Source organism: Shinella sp. GW821-FHT10F02 (genome assembly GCF_058809275.1).
Map to the genome: position 1 here is coordinate 652,728 of NZ_JBXASL010000003.1, position 26,466 is coordinate 679,193.

The 26,466-nt window shown below is 65.8% G+C and carries 13 protein-coding genes; 10 read left to right on the forward strand and 3 right to left on the reverse strand.

From position 1 onward, the window contains the following. The first annotated feature begins 11 nt into the window (after positions 1-11). The 4 genes from AC1RWL_RS12870 (at position 12) to AC1RWL_RS12885 (ending at position 14,999) form a co-directional block, all read left to right on the forward strand. A complete protein-coding gene (locus AC1RWL_RS12870) occupies positions 12-8,144 on the forward strand; it encodes a neuraminidase-like domain-containing protein (RefSeq protein ID WP_493094513.1) in 8,133 nt (2,710 codons plus the stop codon). Between the two features lie 16 nt (positions 8,145-8,160). Further along, the gene (locus AC1RWL_RS12875; RefSeq protein WP_493094512.1) at positions 8,161-11,976 is read left to right on the forward strand and encodes a Tc toxin subunit A-related protein; all 3,816 of its coding nucleotides are present in this window, start codon (positions 8,161-8,163) and stop codon (positions 11,974-11,976) included. A gap of 310 nt (positions 11,977-12,286) precedes the next feature. Next, complete coding sequence (locus tag AC1RWL_RS12880) at positions 12,287-13,321, forward strand: ornithine cyclodeaminase family protein (RefSeq protein ID WP_493094511.1); 1,035 nt, start codon at positions 12,287-12,289, stop codon at positions 13,319-13,321. Between the two features lie 133 nt (positions 13,322-13,454). Further along, positions 13,455-14,999, forward strand: a complete 1,545-nt coding sequence (locus AC1RWL_RS12885; protein ID WP_493094510.1) for a SulP family inorganic anion transporter — start codon at positions 13,455-13,457, stop codon at positions 14,997-14,999. Between the two features lie 85 nt (positions 15,000-15,084). Here the strand turns inward: AC1RWL_RS12885 and AC1RWL_RS12890 are convergent, their stop codons facing one another. The 3 genes from AC1RWL_RS12890 to AC1RWL_RS12900 all read right to left on the reverse strand — a co-directional run bounded on the left by AC1RWL_RS12890 (position 15,085) and on the right by AC1RWL_RS12900 (position 20,059). After that, a complete protein-coding gene (locus AC1RWL_RS12890) occupies positions 15,085-17,088 on the reverse strand; it encodes an ATP-binding protein (protein WP_439616743.1) in 2,004 nt (667 codons plus the stop codon). A 28-nt stretch (positions 17,089-17,116) separates the two neighbouring features. Next, positions 17,117-18,628: an ATPase domain-containing protein gene (locus tag AC1RWL_RS12895; RefSeq protein ID WP_493094509.1), complete on the reverse strand. Its 1,512-nt coding sequence runs from the start codon at positions 18,626-18,628 to the stop codon at positions 17,117-17,119. An 87-nt stretch (positions 18,629-18,715) separates the two neighbouring features. Next, the gene (locus tag AC1RWL_RS12900) at positions 18,716-20,059 is read right to left on the reverse strand and encodes an MmgE/PrpD family protein (RefSeq protein ID WP_493094508.1); all 1,344 of its coding nucleotides are present in this window, start codon (positions 20,057-20,059) and stop codon (positions 18,716-18,718) included. Positions 20,060-20,169: 110 nt separating this feature from the next. Between AC1RWL_RS12900 and AC1RWL_RS12905 the strand changes: the two genes are divergently transcribed. From AC1RWL_RS12905 to AC1RWL_RS12930, 6 genes are all read left to right on the forward strand, one after another. Continuing rightward, entirely contained in the window at positions 20,170-21,078 is a 909-nt protein-coding gene (locus tag AC1RWL_RS12905; protein ID WP_493094507.1) for a LysR family transcriptional regulator, read from the forward strand. A 28-nt stretch (positions 21,079-21,106) separates the two neighbouring features. Next, a complete protein-coding gene (locus AC1RWL_RS12910) occupies positions 21,107-22,012 on the forward strand; it encodes a LysR family transcriptional regulator (protein ID WP_256115945.1) in 906 nt (301 codons plus the stop codon). 177 nt (positions 22,013-22,189) lie between these two features. Continuing rightward, complete coding sequence (locus AC1RWL_RS12915; protein WP_439628405.1) at positions 22,190-23,134, forward strand: ABC transporter permease; 945 nt, start codon at positions 22,190-22,192, stop codon at positions 23,132-23,134. Beyond that, positions 23,131-23,949: an ABC transporter permease gene (locus AC1RWL_RS12920; protein ID WP_256115943.1), complete on the forward strand. Its 819-nt coding sequence runs from the start codon at positions 23,131-23,133 to the stop codon at positions 23,947-23,949. Before AC1RWL_RS12915 ends, AC1RWL_RS12920 begins: the two co-directional genes overlap by 4 nt. Next, a complete protein-coding gene (locus AC1RWL_RS12925; RefSeq protein ID WP_493094506.1) occupies positions 23,946-25,574 on the forward strand; it encodes an ABC transporter ATP-binding protein in 1,629 nt (542 codons plus the stop codon). Before AC1RWL_RS12920 ends, AC1RWL_RS12925 begins: the two co-directional genes overlap by 4 nt. A gap of 13 nt (positions 25,575-25,587) precedes the next feature. Next, a complete protein-coding gene (locus tag AC1RWL_RS12930) occupies positions 25,588-26,442 on the forward strand; it encodes a serine hydrolase (RefSeq protein WP_493094505.1) in 855 nt (284 codons plus the stop codon). Positions 26,443-26,466: the final 24 nt, after the last annotated feature.

The window sequence follows — 26,466 nt, forward strand, 5'->3', positions numbered from 1 at the left end:
AGGAGACGAAGATGGAGAAGATAATTCCGCCGATCGGCCGCCAGTCCGCCGAGCGCCAGGTCAGGACCCTGCAAGAGGCGCTCATCGCGCTTATGGAGCGGGATCGTCTCCTGCCATCGCCCGGCGAGAACCGGGAATTCCTCGCGCTGGTGCGACGCGAGCTCAGCCGTTACGGCGACGCCACGACCAAGGCGGTCTCCATCTTCCAGGACAGCGCCGGCATCGGGGCCTCGGGCGAGGTGGATGCCAGGACCGCGACGGCCCTGAGCGCGTTGTTGGAGGAACTCGGGCTCATCGACGGGCAGGAGGCGACGCCCGCCATCGACGCCAGGCAGGTGCTGCTCCTGCGCGTTGAGGATCCGCATGAGGAGCCGGTCGAGGGCGTGCTGGTGCAGGCCTTCCACCGCCCGGCGGATGCGCCCGACCTGCCACTCGGCGAGCCCGCGCTCACCGATGCCGGCGGGCGTGTCACCATCCTGTTCCGCCGCTCGGACTACGGAGGGCAGGGCGAGCCCGGCCTGGTGCTCGCACTGCGGCTGAGTCGCGCCGGGCTGTCGCTCGCCCATGAGGTGGAGGGCGCGCAGGACGGCGTGGTGCGCGACCTGCGTCCGCGTCGCGAGCCCTTTGTCGTCCGTCTGCTGGAGGGTGACACGCTTGGCGGGCAGCTGCTGACTGCCGACGGCGACGGTCTGGCCGGCATCTCGATGCGGCTCTACCGCCTAGGGTTCGCCGGCAAGGACGACCGGCTGGCAGAAACGGTTTCCGGTGCGGAGGGCCGCTACGCCTTTACCTATGATCGCGGCGCCGGCCAACCGGTGCTCGAAGTGCGCGGCCTTGTCGGGCGCGACGAGGAGATCAAGCTTTCGCGCCCGCTGAGCGGGCTCAGCGAGGCCGATCGGGCGCGGGTCGACCTCATCGCACCCTCAACACTGATCGCTGCCCCGCCGGAATATCGCCGCATCGCCGAGGACCTCGCGCCGCGCATCGGCAATATCGCCGCACTCGCCGGCGCGCGGGAGGATGGCGGGCGCGCCGATCTCACGGTGCTTGCCCGCGGGACGGGCTGGGATGCGCGCCTGCTCGCCACCGCCGCCCGCGCCCAGCGCCTGGCGGCCGACCCTTCTGTCGGCGTCGGCGCAGAGCCGCTCTACGCCCTGCTTCGCGCCGGCCTGCCCGGTGATCGGGAGGCGCTCGCCCGCATTCCCGTCGCAAAGGCGGAGACGGCCCTTGCGGCCGCGCGCAAGGCGGGCCTCGTGGCTTTGAGCGACGATGAGGCCAAGGTCGCGCTCGACAGCTTTTCCATCTTCTCGCGCAAGGCGCGGCTGGCGGTGCGTGCCCCCGGCGGCGCGTCAAGCTACCAGAGCATGATCGAGGCCTCCGGTCTCGACGGTACGGCGCAGAAAGCCTTTGCCGATGCTTTCCTGGCCGCGCCGGGCGGCAAGGGCCTGTGGCAGGCGGCCCGCACCGCCGGCCTCGACGATGCCGCGATCGGCCGGCTGCAGCTTCAGGGCAAGCTCGCCCTGCTCGCCGGCAATTCGGCACCGTTGGTCGGCCGGCTGATGGGCGAGGTGAAGGACAGCCCCCGCGAACTCGTTGCGCGCGACCTGCATGCACCCGCCGCCTGGTCCACACGCATCCTCGACGCGGCCGAGGTGCCGGCGGGCGAACGCGACCAGCCCGGCGCGGAAGCGTTGAAGCGCATCGACGCCGTCGTTCCGGCCTCCTATGCCGGGGAAACGCCGCTCGCCCGGCTCGAAGCCTATAGCGAGGATATGGCACGGCGCATCCGCATCGCCTATCCGACCGAGACTTTGGCGCGCAAGGTGGAGATCGGAGGTTTTACCCCGCAACCCGCCGCCGGCGCGGTGGCGAAGCTCTTGCGGGCGGCGGGTGACAGCGGCTTCGTCATGGGCAAGACCCCCGTCACCACCTTCCTCAAGGCCAAGCCGGATCTCGTCGCCGAACTGGAGCCGGCGGATCGCGCCGTCGCCACGACGGAGATGAAGACGTTGCAGCGCCTTCACCAGATCACGCCGGAGGACGATGCCATCCCGGTGCTGCGCGCCATGGGCATGACCTCGGCACAGGACGTCACGGCCATGTCGGAGACGGCCTTCGTCACGGCCTACCAGGCCAAGCATCTCGAACTCTATGGCGGGCAGATCACCTGGTATCTGCCGCGCCTCGTCCATCGAAAGGCGCAGCAGGTCTCCTCCATCGTCTATTCGCTTTTCGCCACGGCGCAGAAGATCAACACCCAGCCCGCGGTTGCCGGCATATCCGGCCCCGTGGCGGTGCACGAGGCGGCGCGCGACGAACTCATCCGCCACCTGCCGACACTCGAATCGCTGTTCGGCTCGCTCGATTTCAGCGAATGCGAGCATTGCGGCTCGGTGCTGAGCCCAGCTGCCTATTTCGTGGACCTCCTGCAATTCGTCGACAAGGACCCGGCCATATGGGCGAATTTCGTCGCGCAATGGGAGGCGCGGACCGGAAAGCCCTATCCGCACACGATGCCTGACGGCCGTGCGATGACGCCCTATGACGCGCTGATCGAGCGCCGGCCCGACCTGCCGCATGTGCCGCTGTCCTGCGAAAACACCACGACGGCGCTGCCTTATGTCGACGTGGTCAACGAGGTATTGGAATATTTCGTCGCCAAGGGCGGGCTCGACGCGGCGGCGGCATACGATGGCGGCGGCCTCGACAGCGCGACATTGCTGGCCGAGCCGCAGCATGTGCTTTCCGAAGCCTATGCCCGGCTGCGCAACGCGGTCTATCCGCTCGTCCTGCCGTTCGACCAGCCGCTGGAGCAGATGCGGGCGTTCCTCTCCCGCATGGGCCTGCCGCTTGCCGAATTGCTCCACATCTTCCGTCCCACCGAGGCGCTGTTTGACACGGCGGCGGCCTATGACCGGGCGGCCGTCTTTCTGGAACGCCTCGCGCTCTCGCCAGCCGAGGTCGCGATCTATGCCAATCCCGATCCGCTGGCGAGCTGGTTCCGGCTCTACGGTTTTGCCAACCGCGACGCCGCCGTCACCGAGGCCGAGGATGCCGAAAGCGGCCAGAGGATCGACCTCAATTCGGCCAAGGCGCTCTCCCGCCGGCTGAAGCTGACCTACAAGGAACTGACGCAGGTCCTCCAGACGGGTTTCGTCAATCCCGCGCTTGGCCGGCTCGCGCTGCTCTACAAGCTCGGCATCTCGATCGGCGACGCGCGGACCTACGTGACCCGCAAGGCGCTGCTCGATGCCGATCCCGCCACACTGTCGCCCGCCGACAAGCTGGTGCGGGCCGACGTCCAAGCTGTCGCAGACCGCATCGCGGCGCTCGCCGCGCGTTACGGCATGGCAGCCGATGCGCTCACGGCGGCCGTCGAGGCAATTCCCTTCGGCGAGGTGCTGGTGCTGGCCGACGACAATGCCGGCGGCAATTTCGACCGCACGCTTGTGCGCCATGCCGACGGCGGCGCGGCCGGCGATATCGACTTCCTGCGTATCAACCTTCTCGTGCGGCTGTGGCGCAAGCTCGGCTGGACGCTGGAGGAGACCGATCGGGCGCTCACCACCTTCCTGCCAGCCAACGCGCCCTATGATGCTGCGCATTTCGCACAGCGCCCGCTCGTCGGCGTGCTCATCCAGATCGCCCATCTTGCCGAGATCGCCGAACGTCTCCAGCCCGGACGACTGGGCCGGCTGCCGATCCTCTCCTTCTGGAGCGATCTTGCGCTGACGGGCGCGGCGTCGCCCTATTCCGCGGTCTTCCTCGCGCCGTCGGTGCTGGCCATCGACCCGGTCTTCGATGCGCCGCTCGGCGACTATCTTTCGACGGCGTCGATCGCCGCCCATGGCGCATCCCACGTCTTCTCCGCCGAACTGGCCGGGGTTTCCGCCGCCGATGCGCTCGATCCGGCCGCGTTTGCGACGGACCCCCGCATCGGCGCGGAATACGACGCGCTCGGGCAGGTGCAGCACCTGAGCTTCCGCGGCCTGATGACGCCGGGCGACCGGGTGGCGATCGAAGCCCTGTCGGCCTCGCCGGCGCTTGCACCACTGCTCGACCGCATCGCCGCCGAGGCGGCCGCATGGGGCCTCGTCGCCGGCCATCGGGTGGCGATCCAGAGCGCTCTAGGGCTTACGGCCGCCGAGGTCGACGCGATCCTCACCGAGGCCGGGCTCGACCCTGCAAACGCTCCCCTGTCGCTTGCCACCCTGTCGCTGCTCTACCGGACGCGCATGCTCGCGCGGCTGATGAAACGGCCGGTCGCGGAGCTGCTGACGCTGCGTCGGCTTTCCGGTATCGATTCCTTCGCGGCCCTCGGTCCCGAGCCGATCGCCGACCTCGCCGCCGACCCGCCTTTCTCCGCGACGTTGGCCTTCCTCGATGTTGCCGGCCGGCTGAAGACGGCTGGCCTCGATGGCGAGGACCTGGAAGAGCTGTTGCTGCACAGGCAAGCGCCCGAGAGGGCGCGCGCCGCGGCCGAGGATCGTGCCGCCATGCTGCGCGATCTATCGCTGCGCATCGCCCGCATCCGCGCCGACCACGCCATCCCGGAGGATCCAGCCGCCTTCACGGATGCGGTGCTGGCCGAAAAGCTCGGGCTGGTGCTGCCGGCCAATGTCGCCGGGCGGTTTCTCGCCGTGCTGTCGGGCGCGGCGGAGGTAAGCGCGGTCCTGCCGGTCGCACCTGACGACCGGGTCGACCCGGCCTTGATCTCGGCCAGCGACATCGTCTCGGCGCTTGGCTATGACGCCCTGCGCCAGGAACAGCGCCTGACGGTGCGCGGCGTCATCACCGATGCGGAAAAAGCCGCCCTGCTGGCGACGGAAGGGGCGCGCCTTCCCGCACCGGCGAAGGCCACCTTTGCCGCGCTGCTCGACGCCGTGCAGGCCGCGGGGCGGGTGGAGGCGAACACCTTCTTCAAGGCAAATCTCGAACGCAACGCGCTCGACCCGGCGGTCGCTTCCGGTTTTCTCGATTCGGCCGATTTCCCCCTCCTGTCGCAGCGCCCGGACCCCGCCCTCGGCGATGCCGAGCGCGCGGCGCGCGACCTGCAACGGCGCTCGCGGCTGGCGGCGAGTTTCCTGCCCTTCCTGCAGGAGAGACTGGTCCGGCAGGCGGTGGAGGAGACGCTGCTTGCGGCGATCCCTGCCGATCCGGCGCTCACCCTCGCGCTTGTGGGCGACAAGCGGCTTCTCGCCGCCGATCCCGCGCAGACGATCGCCGCCGCGCTGGAGCGCGTGGCCCTTTCGGGGTTCAGCCTCAGCGTCGATGGCGGTGCGCCCGTCACCGTGCCGGGCGGCGATACGGGGGCGAAAGGTCCGGACGGGGCAAAACTCCGGCCGGCCGGCGACACCGTGAAGCTTGAAGGTCTTCTCGAAGCCCCCTCTCTTGGCGCCTATCGCCTGATGGTCGAGCTGGACAAGGGCGGCGCCAGGGCGCAGCTTCTCCTGCCCGATCTCGCCCGGCCGGTGATCCTCTCCGGCACGGCTGCGGCCGATGGCGATACGCTCGCCATGGCACCGGGAGAACTCGTCTTCCTGCAACCCGGCCGGACCTATCGCGTCGTGCTCGACCTCGCCGATCTTGGCGGCGGGGAGGCGCGACTGCTCATCCAGGGCGAATTGCTACCGCGCGGCCCGGTCGAGCGCCTGCGGCTGACCCCCGCCGCCGCCATGGCCGCGGCCGATTCTGCCACGATCCTGCTTGAAAAGGCGGCAGGTCTCGCCACCCGGCTCGGCCTTGATCGTCGCGACCTTGCGCATCTCCTGACCCATCCCGCCGATTTCGGCGGACTCACCTTGTCCGACCTGCCGACCGCACCCATCGACGACAGCCCGGCGGAACGTGTGGCAGCGGCGGCACGGCTCCAGCGCATCCTGCGCCTCGTCGACTATGCGCGTGCAAAGCGCGACATTGCGGGAGGCACCGACGCGCTCATCACGCTCTTTGAGGCGGAGGACGCAGGTGCGCCCGACCGGCTCGACAAGACGATCTATCCGCTGATCGCCCGGCTGACTGGCCGCAAGCCGGAAGAGGTGAAGGCGACAGCGCGTGCACTCTTCACGGCCCCCGCCTTCCGCAACGAGGTGCCGGTCCTGCGCCTGGCGCGCGCACTCTCGGCGGTGCGCCTGCTGGGTGCGGCGCCCGGCGATCTCGTCGCCTGGACGGGCATCATCGCCCGGGGTGCGCCCTTCGCCCGCCGCTTCGACCTCTCGCGCCGGCTGCGCGAGACGATCCGCGCCCGGCTCGACGCCGAGGGCTGGCAACGCCTCGCCAAGCCGATCTTCGACGGCCTGCGCCAGCGCCAGCGCGACGCGCTGGTCGGCCATGTCGGGGAGGCGCTCGGGCTGCGCAGCATGGAGGAGATCTACGAGTATTTCCTCATCGATCCGGGCATGGAGCCGGTGGTCGAGACCTCGCGCATCCGGCTGGCTTCCGCCTCAGTGCAACTGTTCATCCAGCGCTGCCTGCTCAATCTGGAGAAGAAGGTCCCGGCTTCGGCCATCGATGCCGAACAATGGGAATGGATGAAGCGCTACCGGGTCTGGGAGGCCAATCGAAAAATCTTCCTCTTTCCGGAAAACTGGCTGGAGCCAGAGTTCCGCGACGACAAGACCCCGCTTTTCCGCGAACTGGAGGGAACGCTGCTGTCCGACGACGTTTCCGCCGACATGGTCGAGGATGCCTTCCTCACCTATCTGCGCAAGCTCGACCAGATCGCCCGCCTCGACATCGTCGCCATGCATCTGGAGGACGGTGCCGACCCGGCCGCACGCATCCTGCACGTCATCGGCCGCAGCTATGGCCAGCCATATGCCTATTTCTACCGGCGCTTCGTGCACGAAACATGGACCGCCTGGGAGCCGGTGCCGCTGGATATTGCCGGCGATCATCTCGCGCCCGTCGTCTGGCGCGGCCGGCTCTATCTCTTCTGGATCACGTTTCGCGAGGAGGCGGATGTCCGCTCCTCCGGCCCCGCGCCATCCAACGGCGAATCGACCCTCGGCGAGATCAAGGTCAAGCAGGTGATGGCCAATGTCATGGCCCAGGCGGCCAGCCGGCGGCGGATGGCGGTCGATCTGCACTGGGCCGAGTTTTCGAGCGGCAGCTGGAGCCAGCCGGAGGGCAGCCCGCCGGGATCGAGCATCACGGTCGGCGTTTCCGCAAGCTTCCAGCCGATCCGCACCTTCGTGCATGTTTCGCGCGAATTGACTGCCGAGGGGGAAGGCGGCGTCTTCATCCATGTCGGCGGCGAGATCAACCGCGCCTTCTACCTCGCCGGGCGCAACAGCCCCGTCGCGGTCGTGGCGCGGGAGGCGCGACCCGTCAGCATGTTCTCGGCCGCGAGCGAATTCGCCGGCCGCCTCGTCGGCAGCGGGCCGCTGCGCGTCGTGGTGCCCGACCGCAAGACGGTCGATGGCGCCACCACCGTCGAGTACAATGTCGAGACGATCTTCGGGCGAACGCCGAGCGGCTACAGCCTGTTGCCGCTCAACAGCACGCTGCTCCCCTGGGGCGTTCCGGACTATGCCGCCTCCGGCGCGCAAAACCCGTCCGCCGTGGCGGCCGAGCTCGAAGAATCCTTCAGGGACATCATGGCCCTGTCGCGGCCGGTCTTCTACCAGGACGACCGCATGACCTTCTTCCTGCGCCCGGAGGTGACGGAGACCACGGTCGAGGAATGGGAGGAATGGGTCGAGCCGCCGATCTTCGTGCCCGATGACGACACATTCGATGGCGGGCTTTTGAACGGGCTGCCGAAGAAGAAGGAACCCTGGGTGGTGGTGGAGGCCCTGGAGCGGCCCTTCGCGCTCGTTGACCCGACCGTCGACCCGCGGCCCGTCGACTGGCTGCTCAATCCGCATACAGCGGTGGAGTTCGACGGCGCGCTGCTCGGCCCGGCGGGCCAGCTCGGCACCGCGGTTGTCCAGGCCGCGACGACGGTGCCCGGCGCGCTGGCGCAAGGCCCGCTTGCAGCAAGCCCCGGCAGCACGGCGCAGGTCGAGGTGCTGGCTGCGAGCGGCCTCACCGCCGGGATCGGCGGGCTCAACGTGGTGGGGGCGGGCGGTTTCAACCGGCTCCTGAAGACAAACCTAACGGAAACCATCGCCGGTGCGGGCCTTCGCGGCCCCGGCCTCTGATCGTGGAGGATTGATCATGGACGCCCTGATATTCAAAGCCGGCGCTTTTCACGCCACGATGGACCTGCACCCCGAGATCGCGACGCTGATCGGCCCGCGCAAGGTGGTGCGCAAGCACACCATCCTTCAGGACCGGACGGTGACCTACGGCGCCTTCCTGCACCAGCATCCCTATGTTGACGCGCTGACGCGCCGGCTGCTCAAGGGCGGCGCCGCGGGGCTGGAGGCCGCCGACACCGAGACGACGGGGGATGGCGCGGCTCTCGCGGGAAGCCTGCGCGTCGCCATCGAGCCCGCAGCGCAGATCACGCTTGCGGCGGGCACGCGTCTGAGATTGCCCATTGAGCTGACGGTGCAAGCCGGCGGCGTGCCGCTGACGCTTTCGGCCGGGCTGGAGGTGACGCTCAGGGCCGCCGCCGGCGGCAGGCTGAACGAAGGCGCCAGGGCCGTGCTGGAAGGCGGCATGACGCCGGCGCCCGCGGTCGGTGCGGTCTTTCCGCTGGCCGGCGCCAAGCCGGCGCGGCTCCTGTCGGTGACGAGCTTCGTGCTTTCGCAGGCGACCGGCATCAGTACGCCGGCGGGTGTGCAAGCCGACCTGCCGGCGGGCACCGCCGTGGTGCTCGCCGCCGCCCTGAAACTGACACTGCCGACCGGCCTTTCGGTCACCCTGCTGAAGCGCAATCTGAAGCCGGCGCTCTTTGCTGAGCCTTTCGAGGCAGCGTATCAGCCGGATTCGGCGCGTGTCTCGCTGCCCTATCCGGCGCTGGAGCTGGATTTCACCTCCGGCGGCGCCTATTCGATTTACAACTGGGAGCTTTTCTTCCACGTCCCCATGACGATGGCGGTCCATCTCAGCCGCAATGGCCGCTATGCCGAGGCCCAGCGCTGGTTCCACTATCTCTTCGACCCGACCGACGACAGCGACGGGCCGACGCCGGAACGGTTCTGGAAGGTCCTTCCGTTCCAGACGCTGGAGGTGCGGCAGGTGGAGGAGATCATCACCAACCTCGCCACCGGCGCCGACGAGACGCTGCGCCGCGAGACCGTTGCGGCGATCGAGGCCTGGAAGGACGCGCCGTTCCGGCCGCATGCCGTGGCACGCTTCCGCCAGCAGGCCTACATGTTCAAGACGGTGATGGCCTATCTCGACAACCTGATCGCCTGGGGGGATTCGCTCTTTCGGCAGGATACCGGCGAGGCGATCGACGAGGCGTTCCAGATCTATGTGCTGGCCGCCAACATTCTCGGCCCCCGTCCGCAGGCCGTGCCGCGCAAGGCGAGCGTGCGCACCCAGACCTATGCCAACCTGCGCGCTGACCTCAAAGAGTTCGGCACGGTGCTGCGCGACGTGGAGGCGGAACTGCCCTTCGACCTCATGCCGTTCCCCGGAGAAGGTTCGCCCGCCGCCAGCCAGATGGCGAGCCTGCGCTCGATCGGGCAAGGGCTCTATTTCTGCGTGCCGGGCAATCCGCAGCTTCTCGGCTATTGGGATACGGTCGCCGACCGGCTTTTCAAGATCCGCAACAGCCTGAATTTCGAGGGCATCTTCCGTCAACTCGCGCTGTTCGAGCCGCCGATCGATCCGGGCGCGCTCGCCCGCGCCGCTGCCGCCGGGCTCGATATCGCCTCGGTGGTGAACGGCGTGAACCAGCCGCTGCCCGGCCTGCGCTTCACCTTCCTCATCCAGAAGGCGCTGGATGCGGCAGGCGAGACCCGCTCGCTCGGCTCCAACCTGTTGTCGGCCATCGAAAAAGAAGACGGCGAGGCGATGGCATTGCTTCGCGCGGGGCATGAACGCAAGATATTGCAGGCGGCCGAGCAGGTCCGTTATGCGCAGTTGCAGGAAGCCATCAAGTCGCGCGAGGCGCTGCTTTCCAGCCTCCAGATAGCCGCCGTGCGCTACGTATTCTTCGAGCAGCAGCTTGGCCGCTCGAAGGACGAGGCCATCGCGTCGATCCCAGCGATCGACGACCTGGATCGTGTGGCGCTCGCCAACCAGGCTTTTGCCATGATGGAGCCCGAGGTCGCCGGCCGTGACTTGGAAGTCGACATCGCCACCGATGTCTTCTCCGATGTTTCCGGCGCTCTCTCCGGCGGCCATATCCAGAGCTCGAACGAGGTGCGCGCCACCCTTTTTATGGAGATGGCGCAGGTTTCGGCCGATGTCGCCAACATCCTGAGCGCCATCGGCGCGGGCGTCAGCCAGGTGCCGGATTTCGAGGCGAATGCCGAGCCGATGGGCGGCGGCGCATCGGTCAGCTACGGCGGCAAGAATCTCTCCAATGCGCTCGGCGCTTCGGCGGGTGCTGCCAATGCGCTGGCAAGCCGGCTCTCCTTTGAGGCGGCCCGGGCACTGCGCATCGATACCTATGCGCGGCGTGAACTCGACTGGGCCTTCCAGAGCAATCTGGCGGCGGCCGAGATCAACCAGATCCTGAAGCAGCTGCGCGCCGCCCAGCTTCGCGAAGCGATCGCCGATGCCGAACTGAAGAACCACCGCACGCAGATGAAACAGGCCGAGGAGGTGGAGATCTTCCTCAACGGCGAAGGTGTGTCGAAGGACGGCAAGGTTTCCAACAAGGCGCTCTATACCTGGCTCAAGCGGGAGACGCGCGGCCTCTACAACCAGGCCTTCCAGTTCGCCTTCGACATCGCCCGCAAGACCGAACGGGCCTTCCAGCGCGAATTGGCGGAGGAGCGCCCGGCAAGCTTCGTGCAGCTCGGCTACATGGCGGGCAAGGAAGGGTTGCTGGCCGGCGAGCGGCTGGTCTTCGACCTGCGCCGCATGGAGATGGCCTGGCACGAGGCCAACCGCCAGGAATATGAGCTGACGCGCCATATCAGCCTGTTCCAGATCGCGCCGATGGCGCTCGTCCAGCTGCGCGCCACCGGCCGCTGCACGGTCAAAATCCCCGAACAGGTCTTCGACCTCGACGGGCCGGGCCACTATTATCGACGCCTGCGCAGCGTTTCGCTGACGCTGCCCTGCGTGACCGGGCCTTATTCCAGCGTCAACTGCACGCTGACGCTGCTGAAGAGCTCAATCCGCCGGTCCCCGGCCCTTGGCGAGGGATATGCGCGGCAGGGCGCGGAAGATGGGCGTTTCAGCGATATCTTTGGCTCGACGCAATCGATCGTCGCTTCGTCCGGCCAGGCCGATGCCGGCCTATTCGACGTCAATGCCCATCCCGAGCGGGTGCTGCCCTTCGAATATGCCGGCGCCGTCAGCGAGTGGCAGATCACGCTGCCCGCCAATCCGGCGAACGGCGAGCCGGCGGCCTTCGACTACCAGTCGATCAGCGATGTCATCCTGCACCTGCGCTACACCGCGCGCGAGGGCGGCGACGTGCTGCGCCGGGCGGCGATGTCCTCGCTGCGCGAGGCTATCGACATGGGCGAGGCGGCCTCCATGGTCCGGCTCCTGTCGGTGCGGCAGGATTTCCCGACGGCCTGGGCGGCCTTCAAGAGCGGGCCGCTCGCCAACGGACAACGGCCGGAAATCGTGCTGGAACTGACGCCCACCCACTATCCCTACTGGGCGCAGGGCAAACTCGGCGCCATGGCGCGCATCGACCTCATCGCGCGTGCGCCCGGCAATGGCGACCTCGTGATCCACGACCGCGCCGAGACGGTCGACGCCAATGGCAACCCGGTGCCATCGCGCCGCGAGACGCTGGTGCGCGAGCCGAGCCGCATGGCGGCGGGTCGTTTCACCGGCGGCCAGGACGGCCTCGTTTTGCCGGACAGCCCGATCACGACCCTTCGGCTCTATCCCGAAAGCCGGGCGATCGACGATCTCTGGGTCGCCGTAAGCTGGATGGGGGCCGCCTGAAGAGAAGCAACGCGTTTTCTCTTCCTCCCATTCATCGCGACACGCTTTAACGCGCGTGCCCTGTGTCGCAGGCCGTTTCATGATCCGGACTGTATACAATATCGCGTGTCGACGCGCGCCGCGGCAACGGCGCGTGCGTGAGGGTGTTGCGGATTTTGGATCTCAATAATCGTATGCTTAAATTCAAAAATTTGTAAGCAAAATTTCTTGACATTGCATACAAACGCCGTAGCCTGAAATTCCCAAAGGTTGGAAAATCCTTCGGGGCGATCCGAATTCCCAACATAACTCGAAGCCAGCGAGAACGCCGATGGATGTCGATATCAGAGCCGACCGTCACCTCACTCCACGCACGACCCTCGTGTTGTCCCGATCCGAAATCGAAGGATTGGTGACCATGGCCGAGGTGATCGAAGTGGTGGAAGCCGCGCATGCCGATATGTCCAACGGCACGGCCGCGCAGCCGGCGGCCACCGCGATGAAGCTTCCTTCCGGCACGGGTGTCTTCCTGGCGATGCCGGCGCTTGCTGACCGCCAGGGTCTCGCCGTCGTCAAGCTGCTGGCCGATATTCCCGACAATACGGCGCGCAGCCTGCCGATGCAGCGGTCCGTGGCCCTGCTGGTGTCGCAGGAGACGGGCGCGCCGGTGGCGATCTTCCACGGCCAGATCCCGACCCGTATCCGGACGGCGGCGGCGAGCGCCGTCGCCACGCGGCATCTGTCGCGCCCCGATAGCCGCGTGCTGGGGCTGATCGGCGCAGGCGCCCTTGCCGTCGAGCATGTGCGCGCCATCTGTCAGGTGCGCTCCATCGAGCGCGTTCTGGTGTGGTCGCGATCGGCCGCCACCGTTGCCGGTTTCATCGAACGGGTCGGCAAGGATTTCCCCAATCTCGTGCTGGAGGCCGCCGCCTCGCCGCAGGATGTGTTTGCGCAGTCAGATATCGTCTGCACGCTGACCCCGTCGCGCGAGGCCCATGTGGAGGGCGCCTGGTTCAAGCCGGGCCAGCATATCAACGCGGTCGGCGCGCCGCCGCGGCCGGACCATCGCGAGATCGATTCCGCCGGCATGGCGCGGGCGCGGGTCTTCCTCGACAGCCTGTCCATGGCGATGCACGATTCGGGCGACCTGCTGATGGCCATCGCCGAGGGCGCGATCACCAAGGAACAGGCGTCCACCGAGATCGGCGACGTCATCACAGGCGCTGCTTCTGGCCGAACCTCGGCTGAGGAAATCACCCTGTTCAACTCTGTCGGCCTCGCCGTCCAGGACCTGGCGATTGGCGCGCTTCTTGTCGCAAGGGCGCGCGAAAAGGGCGTCGGCATGGAAATCGACCTCGCCGGCTAAGGCCAGCAGGACACCACAAATCGGCATTGGCCTGCGCTCTGGGGGGAGCACCGGCCGTATTCACCGCGCGAACGGGTTTGCGTGGCCATGTCCGCATGGCTGCCGGATACCTGCGCATATGGGGAGGAGAAACATGGATAGAAACTTCATTTGGCGCAAGGGAGACTGGGGCGGCTACTTCGGCCTTCTTGCCAACAACCTGACCAATCTTCTGACGATGATCGCGCTTCTGGTCTTCGTCGTCGGTTTTCCCAAGGACATGGTCTACGGACGGATCGCGCCGGCCTTCGGCCTGGCAATTCTCGCCGCAAGCCTCTGGTACACCTATTTCGCCTATCGTCTGGTGAAATCCACCGGGCGCACGGATGTCACGGCGCTGCCTTCGGGGCCGAGTTCGCCGTCGATCTTCACGGTGACGTTCCTCGTCATCCTGCCGGTCTACCTGCAGACCAAGGACGCTGAATTCGCCCTGCAGATTGCTTTGGTCTGGTGCGTCGTCGAGGCGCTGATCCTCGCCGGCGGCTCCTTCTTCGGCGAAAAGATCCGGCAGATCATTCCTCGCACCGTGCTGCTGTCGTGCCTTGCCGGGCTTGGCCTGCTGCTGCTGGCGATGAACCCGATGCTGCAATCCTTCGAAACGCCGACCATCGCCTTCGTCGTCCTCGTGCTGATCTTCCTCAACTGGTTCGGCAAGAAGCCGCTCCTGCCGAAGGTTCCGACCGGCTTCCTGCTGCTTGCAACCGGCACGGTGCTGGCCTGGGCCTTCGGGCTGCAAAACCCGGCGTCGGTGGCGGAATCGCTCGGCACCTTCGGCTTCAACCCGCCGACGCTGCATGTCGGCAGCTTCCTCCAGGGCCTGCCGCATGCGCTGCCCTATCTGGCCTCGGCCGTGCCGCTGGGCCTCGCCAACTACGTGTTCGACCTTGAGAATATCGAGAGCGCGCATGCCGCCGGCGATCCCTATCCGACCCGCCAGGTGATGCTGGCGAACGGCCTGTCCTCGACGATCGGCGCCATGTTCGGCAATCCGTTCCCGGTGACGGTCTATATCGGCCATGCCGGCTGGAAATCCATCGGCGCCAGCACTGGCTATACGCTCTTCACCGGCATCAGCATGTTCCTGATCACGCTGTTCGGGCTCGGCGCCTTCCTGCTGGCGGTCATCCCGATGGTCGCGGTGCTGCCGATCCTCGTCTATATCGGCGTGGTGACCTGCAACCAGGTGGTTCGTGAATCGCCCAAGAACGAAGTGCCGGTGATCTTCATCACCATGTTCCCATGGATCGCGAACTGGGCGTTGACACTTCTGAACAACACGCTGGCGGCGGCCGGAACCAATGCCAAGACGGTCGGCGTGGAAGCACTTGCGCACAAAGGCGTCTACTACCAGGGGCTTTCGAACCTCGGCAACGGCGCGCCGCTGAGCAGCATGACCTGGGGCTGCATCGCGATCTTCGCCATCACCGACCGCCCGATGGCCGGCGTGCTGGCGGCCCTGGTCGGCGCCGTGCTGACCTTCCTGGGCGTGATCCACGCCCCCACGGTCGGTATCGCGCAAGCCCAGGCCATGCCGCTGGTCTACGGCTATTGCATGATCGCCGGCATCTTCGCGCTCAAGCAATATCTCAACCAGCGCGACGAGAGCCTGGCAACAGTGGCCAAGCCTGCCGGAGAATGAGCTGACATAACCGGCGCCCCGAACACGCCTGCGAGCGGCGCGAGCCTGCCCCATCCGGGCACGCTCGCGCCGCTTCGGCATTGTCCTATGCGGTATCGAGCACCTTGGAGATTTCCAGCGCGAGCTGCTGCTGCGTGTAGGGTTTGCCGAGGCGGGCGACTTCGAAACCGAGTTCGGCCGGCAGTTCGGAATATCCCGATGCGATCAGGATGGGCAGGTCCGGGAACAGCGCGCGGGCGGCCTTTGCGAGCTCGCCGCCATTCATTTCCGGCATGGAATAGTCCGTTATCAGGAGGTCGATGGGGCCATCCTGCTTGAGGCGTTCGAGCGCGTCCCTGCCGGAATGCGCTTCGACGACCTCATGGCCGAGATCAGCCAGCATGTCGACCGAACTCATCGCGATCAGGAAGTCGTCGTCAACCAGCAGGATGCGCTTGGGGCCGGAATTGCGGCCTTGCGGGGAGGGCGCCGGTTCGCTGGGCTGGGCGGGCGCCTGTTTCGAGACGGGAACCCAGAGTTCGGCGGTCGTGCCTTTTCCAGGCGCACTGATGAGCCGCAATCGGCCCTTCAGCTGTAGCGCCAGGCCATGGATCATCGACAATCCCAGCCCCGTGCCCTTGCCGAGTTCCTTCGTCGAGAAGAACGGCTCGATCGCCTTCTGCAAGGTTTCCTCGTCCATGCCATGGCCCTGGTCGGTCACCGAAAGAACGCCGTAGCGCCCCGGTGCGAGCTCGTCTTCGCGGTGCGCCAGCTCTTGCTCGGTCAGGCCGATGCGGATCGTGCCGCCGTCCGGCATGGCATCGCGCGCATTGACGACGAGGTTGAGCAGCGCCAGTTCCAGTTGGTTGGAATCGGCGAGCACCGGATCCAGGTCGTCGGGGATGGCGGTTTCGATCACGACGCTGGTACCCACGGAGCGCTTCATCAGGTCGGCCATTTCCCGCACCAGTCCGGCAAGATCGACCGAACCGATGTGAAGGTCCTGGCGCCGGGCGAAGGCCAGAAGCCGCTGCGTCAATGATGCGCCCCGCCGGGCGCCCTGGAGGGCGCCGTCGATCAGCCTGATGGCGTTCGGATTGTCGCCGGCGTGTTTTCGCAGCAATTCCAGATTGGCCAGCACGGCCATCAGCAGATTGTTGAAGTCATGCGCGACGCCGCCTGTGAGCTGGCCGATCGCCTCCATCTTCTGGGCCTGGCGGAGCTGTTCCTCGGCATGTTCGCGCTGTGCCACTTCCGCCATCACGACCGCATGGGCTTCGTGTAGTTCGGCCGTGCGCTCCGCCACCCGTTCCTCCAGCACCTCGTTGAGCTGGCGCTGATGCTCCTCCGATCGCATCCGGGCGGTGATATCGGAGGACACGCCGACCATTTTCACGGCTTTGCCGCTTCGGTCCCGGTAGAGCTGCGCCCTGATTTCCGCCCAATGCGCGGAGCCATCCGGCCAGATCGTGCGATACTCGATCGCGTAGTCCGCTCCCGTCTCGATGGTCGCCTTTACCGCGGCCTTCATTCGCTCCAGATCGTCCGGATGAATGCTGGCGAGGAGTTGCGCATAGGTGAACGTGTCCTCCGGATCGTGCCCGAAGACGGCGCGGCAGGTCGGTGATGTCGTCAAGGCACTGGTGGCGAGGTCGAGTTCCCAGGCACCCAGCCGGCCCGCTTCCAGGGCCGTCTGAAGCCGTCGTTCCCCTTCATCCAGGGCCTCGATGCGCAGCCGGGCTTCATATTGCCGCCTGCGACCGCGCAGCGCCGAGCGCGCGACGCTCACGAATGTCGTGGCGTGGAACGGCCGCTCGATGAAGCTGACATTGCCAAGCGTCTCCAGAACCCTTGCGGCGGCAGGGTTACGCTCCGGTCCGCCGCCGCGATGCGTGAGGATGATGAAGGGGAGGTCGGACCAGCTCGGCTGCGCCTCGATCCAGCTTGAAATCTGCCGAAGGTCGGAGGAGCGAAGCGCCTCTTCGGTGATGATCGCAAAGGCGATGTCTTCATCGAGCGCGTCAATGAACGTTTGGAGATCGCCAGCCGTCTTCGACGGGATCCCGGCTTCGGCCAGGAGCGAGGCGGCGATCTGGGCATCGCGTCCCATCGGCGCGTGGATAAGGGCGAAGGCGTGTCTACTGGGAATCGTCCTGGCCCTCGTTTGCGGATGTCAGCAACGGCTGTCTTTCGCCGACGAAGGTCGGTACGCCGCGCAAAACGCCCTGGAAGCCGGAAAGCGGTTCGCCCAACACCAGCCCGGTATTGCCGATGCGGAATTCGCGGATGGTATCTTCGTGCCAGCCGGTCCGCTTCTTGATGACCGAGACGGCGCGCCTGACTTTTCCCAGCGCTTCGAAATAGCGCAAAAGAATAACGGTATCTGCAAGATAGGTCACATCTACGGGCGATTTCATGTCCCCGACAAGACCATGTTGGGCGACCGTGACGAAGGTGTTGGTGCCCTGGCGATTGAGGTACTGCAGCAGCTCGTGCATGTGCAGAATGAGCGCGTTTTCCTCCGGCATCGATGCCTGGTAGCCATTGACGCTGTCGATGACGACCGTCTTCGCATCAAAACTCGCGACGCGGTCGCGGACGCGTTGGGTGAATTCCCCGGGTGACAGCTCGGCGGCATCGAGCTGCTCGATATGGATGAGCCCATCCCGCTGGTATTGTTCCAGATCGAGGTTCATGGCTTTCGTGCGGGAAAACAGCAGTCCCAGTTCTTCGTCGAAGATGAAGATTGCCGCCTTTTCTCCCCGTTGCACCGCAGCCTTGACGAATTGCAGCGTAAAGAGGCTCTTGCCTGTTCCGGCCGGCCCGATGAGGAGCGTGCTCGATCCGCGTTCGATGCCGCCGCCAAGCAACTGGTCGAACTGGGGAATTCCGCTTTTCAGCGTGTCGCGCTCGAAGCTCGCCCGGTGTTCCACGGCGCGCAGACGCGGGAAAACGGCCACGCCGCCGGTCTTGATGACGAAGTCATGGTATCCGCCGCGAAAGGCCTGCCCACGGTATTTCGTCACCCGCAGACGGCGCCTTTCGGAGCCGTAGCTCGGCGCGAGCTGCTCCAGGTGGATCACGCCATGCACGATGCTATGGACCGTCTTGTCGAGGTTGTCCGACGTCATGTCGTCGAGCAGCAGGACGGTGGCACCGGTCTTCGAGAAGAAGTGTTTCAGGGCCAGGATCTGCCGTCGATAGCGCAGCGAACTTTGCGCCAGAAGCCTGATTTCGGAAAGGCTGTCGAGCACGACCCGGTTCGGTTGCAGCGTCTCGAAGGCCTCGAAGATCATCCTCGTGGTCTCGCCGAGTTCCAGATCCGAGGAGTAGAGCAGGCTCTGGCGCTGGTCCTCGTCCAGCAGGCTTTCCGGCGGCACGAGCTCGAAGATCTTGATCGCATCCGCGATGACCATGCCGTGCGATGCCGCGCTGTCGCGCAGCTCCTCTTCGGTCTCGGACAGCGTGATGTAGAGACACTTCTCTCCACGCGCCGCGCCCTCCTGCAGAAATTGCAGCGCAATCGTCGTCTTGCCCGTGCCGGGCGATCCTTCGAGAAGAAAAACGTGACGTCGCGTCAGGCCGCCGGCCAGAACATCATCAAGTCCTTCAACGCCCGTAAGTGCCTTTGTTTGTGTGCTTTCGCCCATGCATCTTCCTCTATCGCGTCGGGCGATACATAGAGCCGGCTAGCGACATGGCAACAGCGGCGAGGCAGCACGAATGTCCAATTTTGGTTACATTGGCGGGAGTGCCTCGCTCATCGACGACAGGTTTGGAAGCGCAAGAAGCCGATCATAAAGACGGTCATCTGCACGATACCCGCCCCATTCCAGGCAGTCGGCAAACTTTCGCCGCCTTTGATCCGCGTCCAGCGCATCCTCGCGCGAGCCTTTGGCATGCAGGCGCGCGTGGCGCAGGACGCTTCCATTTTTCAAGGTGACGGTGACGTGGTGGGGCAGGCGCTCGTGGCCGCGCTCCTCTTCCGCCGTGTAGGAGGTCATTTCAATCCGGCTCATGAGCGCCTGGATCTGTGGGCGATGCAGGGCGGAGGGTTCGAAATCCTTCAAGCTGAGCCCGTCATTCACCAAGGCCGTCGCCAGGCAATAGTGCATCGAGAACCGGGCCTGCATGCCGTTCTCCGGTTCGCGATAAACAAGGTTTCGCACGGCGGAGAGTCCGACCTTCGTTTCGATACGCACGATGTCCGCCGCTGTCAGATCGTGCTCGCGCTTCAGGTCGAGAAGCGCATCGATCGCGCGATGGGTCGAGGCGCAGCAAGGGTGGCGTTTGGTGACGAGGCCGCGTGTCTCGATGACATGCGCGTCCTCCATCGGCCAATCTGCCCAGCCTCGCGGTTCGTCGCCGCCGAAGAGATCGAGAAAACCTTGCGGTCTCTCCAGAATATCGAGCCGGCCGGCGCTTCCGGCAAGCGCAAGGCGGGCGGCCTCGACGGCGTTGCGCGCGGCGATGCCGGCATGAAGCGGTTTGGCCGGCGTGCCGAATTGGCCCTTTGGGCCGCAGGCCATGGAGGTCGCAAGGCTCATCGCCTGCGCGGTCTGTGCGATGCCGGCGCCCAGCAGGCGGGCAACGCCGGCAGCAGCGCCGATCGCGCCGACGGTCGATGTGCCATGCCAACCTCTGTTGTAATGCGAGGGGTTGACGCCGACGCCGACGGCCGCCTGCGCTTCCAGACCGGTCAGGTAGGCTTCCAGAAAGTGCCGACCGCTTGCGCGGCCCGCGCTGGCTACGGCAAGAAGGGCCGGGACGAGGACGGCGGAGGCGTGCGCCCGGGCGGGGTGGAAATTGTCGTCGAAGTCCAGCGCATGCGCCGCCGTCCCATTCACCAGGGCGGCCAGCGAGGACGGTGCCGCGCCGCCGGTGACCAGCCAGCAATCGCCGCCGCTGGACAGTTCGTCCCCAAAAGCATTGACGACGGCCTGCACGGCCGGATCGTGGGCGCCGGCAATCATGCAGCCGAGCGTGTCGATGACGGCATCGCGGGCACGCTCCATCGCGGTCTCGGAAAATGTAGTTCGCAGGGAAAGGCGGCGTGCGATTTCGGGAAGAAGGCTGGTCATTGACGAATGTCTCTCGCTAGGCTTGGTTCGCGGGCGAAAGTGTTCGACTTTTCGGCAAGCCACAATCTTATGCGGTTTTGCGGTAGGTCTACCGAGGAATGGGGGTCTTCATGGCGAAAGCGGAGAATGCGGCGATCAGCCTGAAGCATATCGAAGCCTATGACGCCATTGCCGCGACCGGCTCGACCATTGCGGCGGCGGCCGAGATCGGCATTTCGCAGTCCAATGCCAGCCGCCTCCTCCAGCAGCTCGAAGACTATCTCGGCGTGCGCCTGTTCGACCGCGACAAGAACCGCCTGTCGCCGACGCGCGAAGGCTTGCAGCTTGGGCCTGAGATCCGTGCCATTTCAGACCGGCTGCGCGCGCTGAAGACCGCGGCGATCGAGCTGGAAAACGGCCGCTCGCGCGACATGCTGCTGCGGCTCGCCTTTCCGGCCAGCCTGTCCTCGACGGCAGTGCCGAAGATGATCCGCGCCTTCCTGTCGGCCAATGGGCCGATGCGGGTGGAGATCGCGTCGGGAAGCTATCTGGCGATCGAACGCATGGTCGCCGATGGCGAAGCGGATATCGGCTTTGCACGCCTGCCGTTTGCAACCCCCGCCTTGCGGCAGGAGAGGCTCCTGCCGTCCCGCGTCGTCTGCGCGCTCCATACGGATCATCCCTTTGCCGATCGCGCGTCGCTTTCGATTGCGGATCTGAAGGGGCAGGATCTCATTGTGCTCAACCGGGAACGACCGGTTCGCCACCAGCTCGAAGCGCTGTTCTACCAGCATGGCCTTCGGCAGCGGCCGCTTCTGGAGGCCCATTCGGTGGCGAGTGCCTGTGCGCTGGCCGCGGAAGGGCTCGGCATTGCGCTGGTCGGTGATCTGATCGCCCGGGAATTTGCCAACCTGCCGCTGCGCTTCATCGACCTTGAGCCGGAGCTGCCGGTCACCTATTGCCTTATCAGCGGCGAAAAACACCCGCTGCCCAAGACGGCTGGCCTTTTCCTGCAAAACATTGCCGGCTGGGCGGCCTGACCATGCATAAGCCGAAGGTGCCGTTGCCATGAACATCCGCTTGCTCGAAGTCCTGCGCACGCTGCTCGCGACCGGCTCGACGATTGCGACCGCCAAGGCCATGGGCCTCAGCCAGTCGGGCGTGAGCCGGATGCTGCAACAGCTCGAAAGCGATCTCGCCATCACGCTTTTTGCCCGCGACAAGGGGCGGCTGATCCCGACGCCTGAGGCGGTGGTGCTTGGCCGCGACGCCGAAAACGTGTTGCTTGCCGTCGAGCGCATGTCCGGCCACGCCGAAGACCTGCGCAGCGGGGCCTCCGGCCCGGAAATCGTCCGCATCGCGCTGCCGAGCAGCATGTGGGAGAACTTTGCGCCCGCCATGCTGATCGACTATGTGCGCGATTTTCCGGGCGTGCGCATCGAGACCTTCTTCGAGACGACAACGCTGATCAGCAAGCTGGTCGGCGACCGGGTTATCGACCTCGGCTTCCTGCGCATGGAGGGCGAGACGGGGCCGGGCATCGTCGTCGACAAGGTGGCGAGCGGCCAGAGCGTCTGCGTCCTTCCGAAGGACCATCCGCTCGCAGAGCTCGACGAAATCACCATCAAGCATCTGAAGAACGTGCCGCTGATCCTGATCGGCAAGCAGAGGCCGAACCGCATGGCGCTCGACCAAGCCTTCAAGCGGGCAGGGGTGAAGCAGATGGTGAAGATCGAGACCCATACCAACAGCTCGGCCTGCTCCTACGTCGCGCACGGGCTGGGCATCACGATCATCAGCAGCTTCTATGCGAATCTCTACCGGCACCTGAACCTCGTGCAGCGCCCCTTCATACCGACGGCGACGCAGGAATTCGGCCTGGCGCGTGCGGACGGCGTGCCGCTGTCCATCGCGGCCCAAGGGCTGAGCGACGCCTTGAAGAGACAGATCCAGCTCTCCCAAAGAGGCGAGTGAAATCAATCGCATGAGCTTCGGGAACCGGCGTTTTTCCCGCCGGTATTCCTTCCGAAGTCTGCATAAACATATGACGAAAACGCATAATATTGCGCGTCTTTGCTCATTCCCTCATAGTCTTGCGCAACGAAACCGATGACGGCGGATGCAAGTCCGGCCGCCAATCGTGGGGAACCCATGTTACGTTTTATCCTCAATCGCCTCGTGATGGCGCTTCCGACGATCGTGCTCGTGTCGATCACGGTCTTCGCGCTGATCCGCTTCATTCCCGGTGATCCCGCCGCCCTCATGCTGGGCGATATGGCGCAGCCCGACCAGATCGCGGCCATGCGCGTCGAGCTCGGCCTCGACAAGTCGATGCCGCAGCAGTTCCTGATCTGGGCCGGCAACGTCCTGCATGGTGATTTCGGCCGGTCGATCGTCAACGACGAGGCGGTGCTGCCGCTGGTGGTCTCGCGCTTCCTGGTCAGCGCCGAGATCGTTGTGGTCGCCGTGCTGCTCGCGAGCCTCATCGCCGTGCCGGCCGGCGTGATCGCCGCCTGGCGCCAGAACAGTTTGACGGACCTGGCGCTGGTCGGCACCGCGACCGTGCTTCTGTCGATCCCGACCTTCTGGCTCGGTCTTCTTCTGCTGCTGTTCTTCGGCCTCAAGCTCGGCTGGCTGCCGGTGCTCGGTTATGTCTCGATCGGCGACAACGTCGTCGGCGGCCTGCTTTATCTCGTGCTGCCGGTGATGACGCTCGTCATCCACGAAATGGGCGTGCTCATCCGCATGGCGCGCGCCTCGACGCTGGAAGTGCTGCGCCTCGACTACATTACCCATGCCCGTGCCAAGGGCCTTTCGGAAAGCGCGGTGTTGTGGCGGCATGCGTTCAAGAACGCCTTCGGCCCGACCTGGACGATGATCGGCCTGATCCTCGGCAACCTCCTCGGCGGCATCGCTGTCATCGAGACGGTGTTCACCATTCCGGGCCTCGGCCGGCTGATGGTCGATAGCATCTTTGCCCGCGATTACCCGGTCATCCAGGGCTGCCTGCTGTTCGTGTCGCTGTCCTACGTGCTCGTCAACCTCGTCGTCGACCTGCTGTATCCCCTCTTTGATCCGCGGGTTGTTGCCGAATGAAAAAGGTCTCTCTCAACGGGCTCATCGGCGGCACGCTGATCGCCATCCTGCTCATCACCGCCGCCATCGGCCTCGTCTGGACGCCGTTCGATCCGATGAAGCTGTCCTTCACGGCAAGGCTTGCCGCACCGAGCGACGCGCACCTGCTCGGCACCGACGAATTCGGCCGCGACGTGCTCAGCCGCCTGATGATCGGTGCCCGCGCCAGCGTGTGGATCGGCGTCTTGACCGTCGGTTTCGCGACGATCTGCGGCACGCTCATCGGCCTCGTCAGCGGCTATGCCCGCGGCTGGGTGGATGGCGTCATCATGGCGGTCAACAATGCGCTGCTGGCCTTCCCGGGCATTCTGCTGGCGCTCGGCCTGCTCGCCGTCTTCGGCGCCAACCAGTACGGCATCATTTTCGCGCTCGGCATTGCTTACACGCCCTCCATGGCCCGCGTGGTACGCGGCGCCGTGCTGTCGTTGCGCGAACGCGAATTCGTCGAGGCCTCGCGGGTGATGGGCAATGGCGAGCTCTTCACCATGTTCCGCCACATCCTGCCGAATTGCCTGGCGCCGATCACCGTGCTTGCCACCTCGATGTTCGGCTGGGCGATCCTGTCGGAAAGCGCGCTCTCCTTCCTCGGCCTCGGCGTGCCGCCACCAGCACCCACCTGGGGCAACATGCTGGCCGCCGGCCGGCCGTTCATCGAGCAAGCCGTCTGGCTCGGCCTGTTTCCCGGCCTCTGCATCGCGCTGACGCTGCTCGGCATCAATCTTCTGGGCGATGCCCTTCGCGACAGGCTCGACCCGCGCATGAGAGGTCTGAAATGACGGTGGACACGCTTCTGACGGTTCGCGGCCTCACGCTGGAGGTCGCCCGGTCCAACCACAAGGTGGTCAACGACATCTCCTTCGACATCGCCGCCGGCGAAATCTTCGGCATCGTCGGTGAAAGCGGATCGGGCAAGACGCTCGCGACGCGCGCGATCATCTCGCTGCTGCCTCCGGCCATCAAGGTCGTCGGCGGAGCGGTCCGATACAAGGGCCGCGACGTGCTGACGATGAAGGACAGAGACCTGCGGCGCCTGCGCGGAGCGGAGGTCGGCGTCGTTTTCCAGGAGCCGATGACGTCGCTCAACCCGTCTATGACCATCGGCCGCCAGCTTGAGGAGGGCCTGATCCTCCACACGAAACTGTCGCCGGACGAGCGTCGTGCGCGCATCCTCGACATGCTGCGCCGGGTCGGCATCCGCGATCCGGAAGGCGCGCTCGCCTGCTATCCGCACGAGTTTTCCGGCGGCATGCGCCAGCGCATCATGCTGGCCTCGGTCATGCTGCTGAAGCCCGCCTTGTTGATCGCGGACGAGCCGACGACGGCACTCGATGCAGTCATCCAGCGCGACGTCATGGAACTGATGGTGGAACTGACGCGGGCCGAAGGCACCGCCGTCCTGCTGATCAGCCACGACCTGCCGATGGTGGCGCGTTACACGAGCCGCATCGTCGTGATGGAGAAGGGCGCGATCGTCGAGCAGGGCCGCACCGAAGACCTGCTGGAGGCCCCGCAGCATCCCTATACGAAAAAACTTCTCTCCTCGCTGCCGTTCCGCGGCGAGCCGCGGTCGATCGACACGGCGAAGGCACCGATGGTCTCGGCCCGCGACATCGTCGTCGATTATGCCGGCCGTAAATCGCTGTTGAAGAAAGCGGCGGCCAAACGGGCGCTGCATGGCGTCAGCATCGATATCCATGAGGGTGAGGTCGTCGCGCTGGTCGGCGGATCGGGTTCCGGCAAGACCACGCTTGGCCGCACCATTGCCGGCCTGGTGAAGGAAAGCGGCGGCCGCATTCAGTTCCAGGGACGCTCGCGCGATGAGGACTGGCAGGATTACCGCCTGAATTGCCAGATGGTGTTCCAGGATCCCTATTCCTCGCTCGATCCGCGCATGACGATCCTGGCGCTGGTCGAGGAGGCGTTAAGGCTGGTGCCCGGCCTCGATGCAGCCGCAAAACGCAAACGCGCGCTGGAAACGCTGGAGGAGGTCGGCCTCAACGCCGATTATGCCAGCCGCTACCCGCATGAACTCTCCGGCGGCCAGCGCCAGCGCGTGGCGATCGCCCGCGCCATCGCGCGCCGGCCGCGTTTCCTGATCGCCGACGAGCCGGTCTCCGCGCTCGATGTGACGGTGCGGGCGCAGGTGCTCGCGCTCTTTTCCGACCTGCAGAAACACTACGGCTTCTCGTGCCTGTTCATCAGCCACGATCTCGGCGTCGTCGAGCAGGTTGCCGACCGCGTCGTCGTCATGCAGGACGGCCGCATCATCGAAGAGGGCGACCGCGACACGATTTTCGACAACCCGAAGGAGGCCTATACGCGCCGTCTCCTCTCGGCCATTCCCGCCCTCGACCAAAACGCGCGGGGCGGCGTGTCCCTCAAATGGCGCCTGGAGAACTGACGTGGACAGGCTGATGAATTCTGGAGGCGCGGCCGAACGGCTCACCGCCATTTGCGACGCCCAGCCCTTCGTGACGCGCTTCCTGGCGCGCAACCTCCTGACGGGCGAGACCTATGAGCGCGGTGCCGACGAGGAGACGCCGTCCGCCAGCACCCGCAAGACGTCGATCATGATGGCGGCGCTGAAGGCGGCCGAGGACGGCCGGCTCGATCTCGACGAAAAGATCACCTACGAGGCGCGCTATGCCGAGGAGGTGGCGAGCGGCATGTTCCGCTACCTCACGCCCGGCATCGTCATTTCGCTGCGCGATGCGATCACCGGCATGATGGTGCTGAGCGACAATGTCTGCACCAAGATGGTGTTCGAGCGGCTGACGCTGGAAGAGGTCGACGGCTATTGCAAGGCGATCGGCATGGTCGGCACGCACCACCGCTTCCTCATTCCGCCGCTTGCGCTCTCGCCGGATCACACGCTGACCTCCGTTACCACCACGACGGCGCGCGATCAGGCGTTCCTGCTGCAGGCGATCCTCGATGCGCAGACTTCTGAGGAAAGTGCGCGCGTGCTTGGATGTTCGCAGGTGCTCTGTGCCTTTGCGCTGCAAACCCTGAAGAACCAGATCCTGCGCTACGCGATCCCCTCCAGGCTGCCTTTCGGCGCAGTCGTGGCGCACAAGGGCGGCACGGGCAAGCGCGGCCGCATGAACTGCGGCATTGTCTACCGCGACGCAAACCCCTTCTACATCCTCTGCGCCTTCACCGACGAAGTGCCGCAGGCCATGCCCGACGGCACGCCGGGCTACACGCTATCGCTGGAAACCATCGGCAGGCTCTCGCGCGCCTGCTGGGACGAGTTCCAGCCCCAATGATCAACAAGAGAAAAGAGGGTAGAA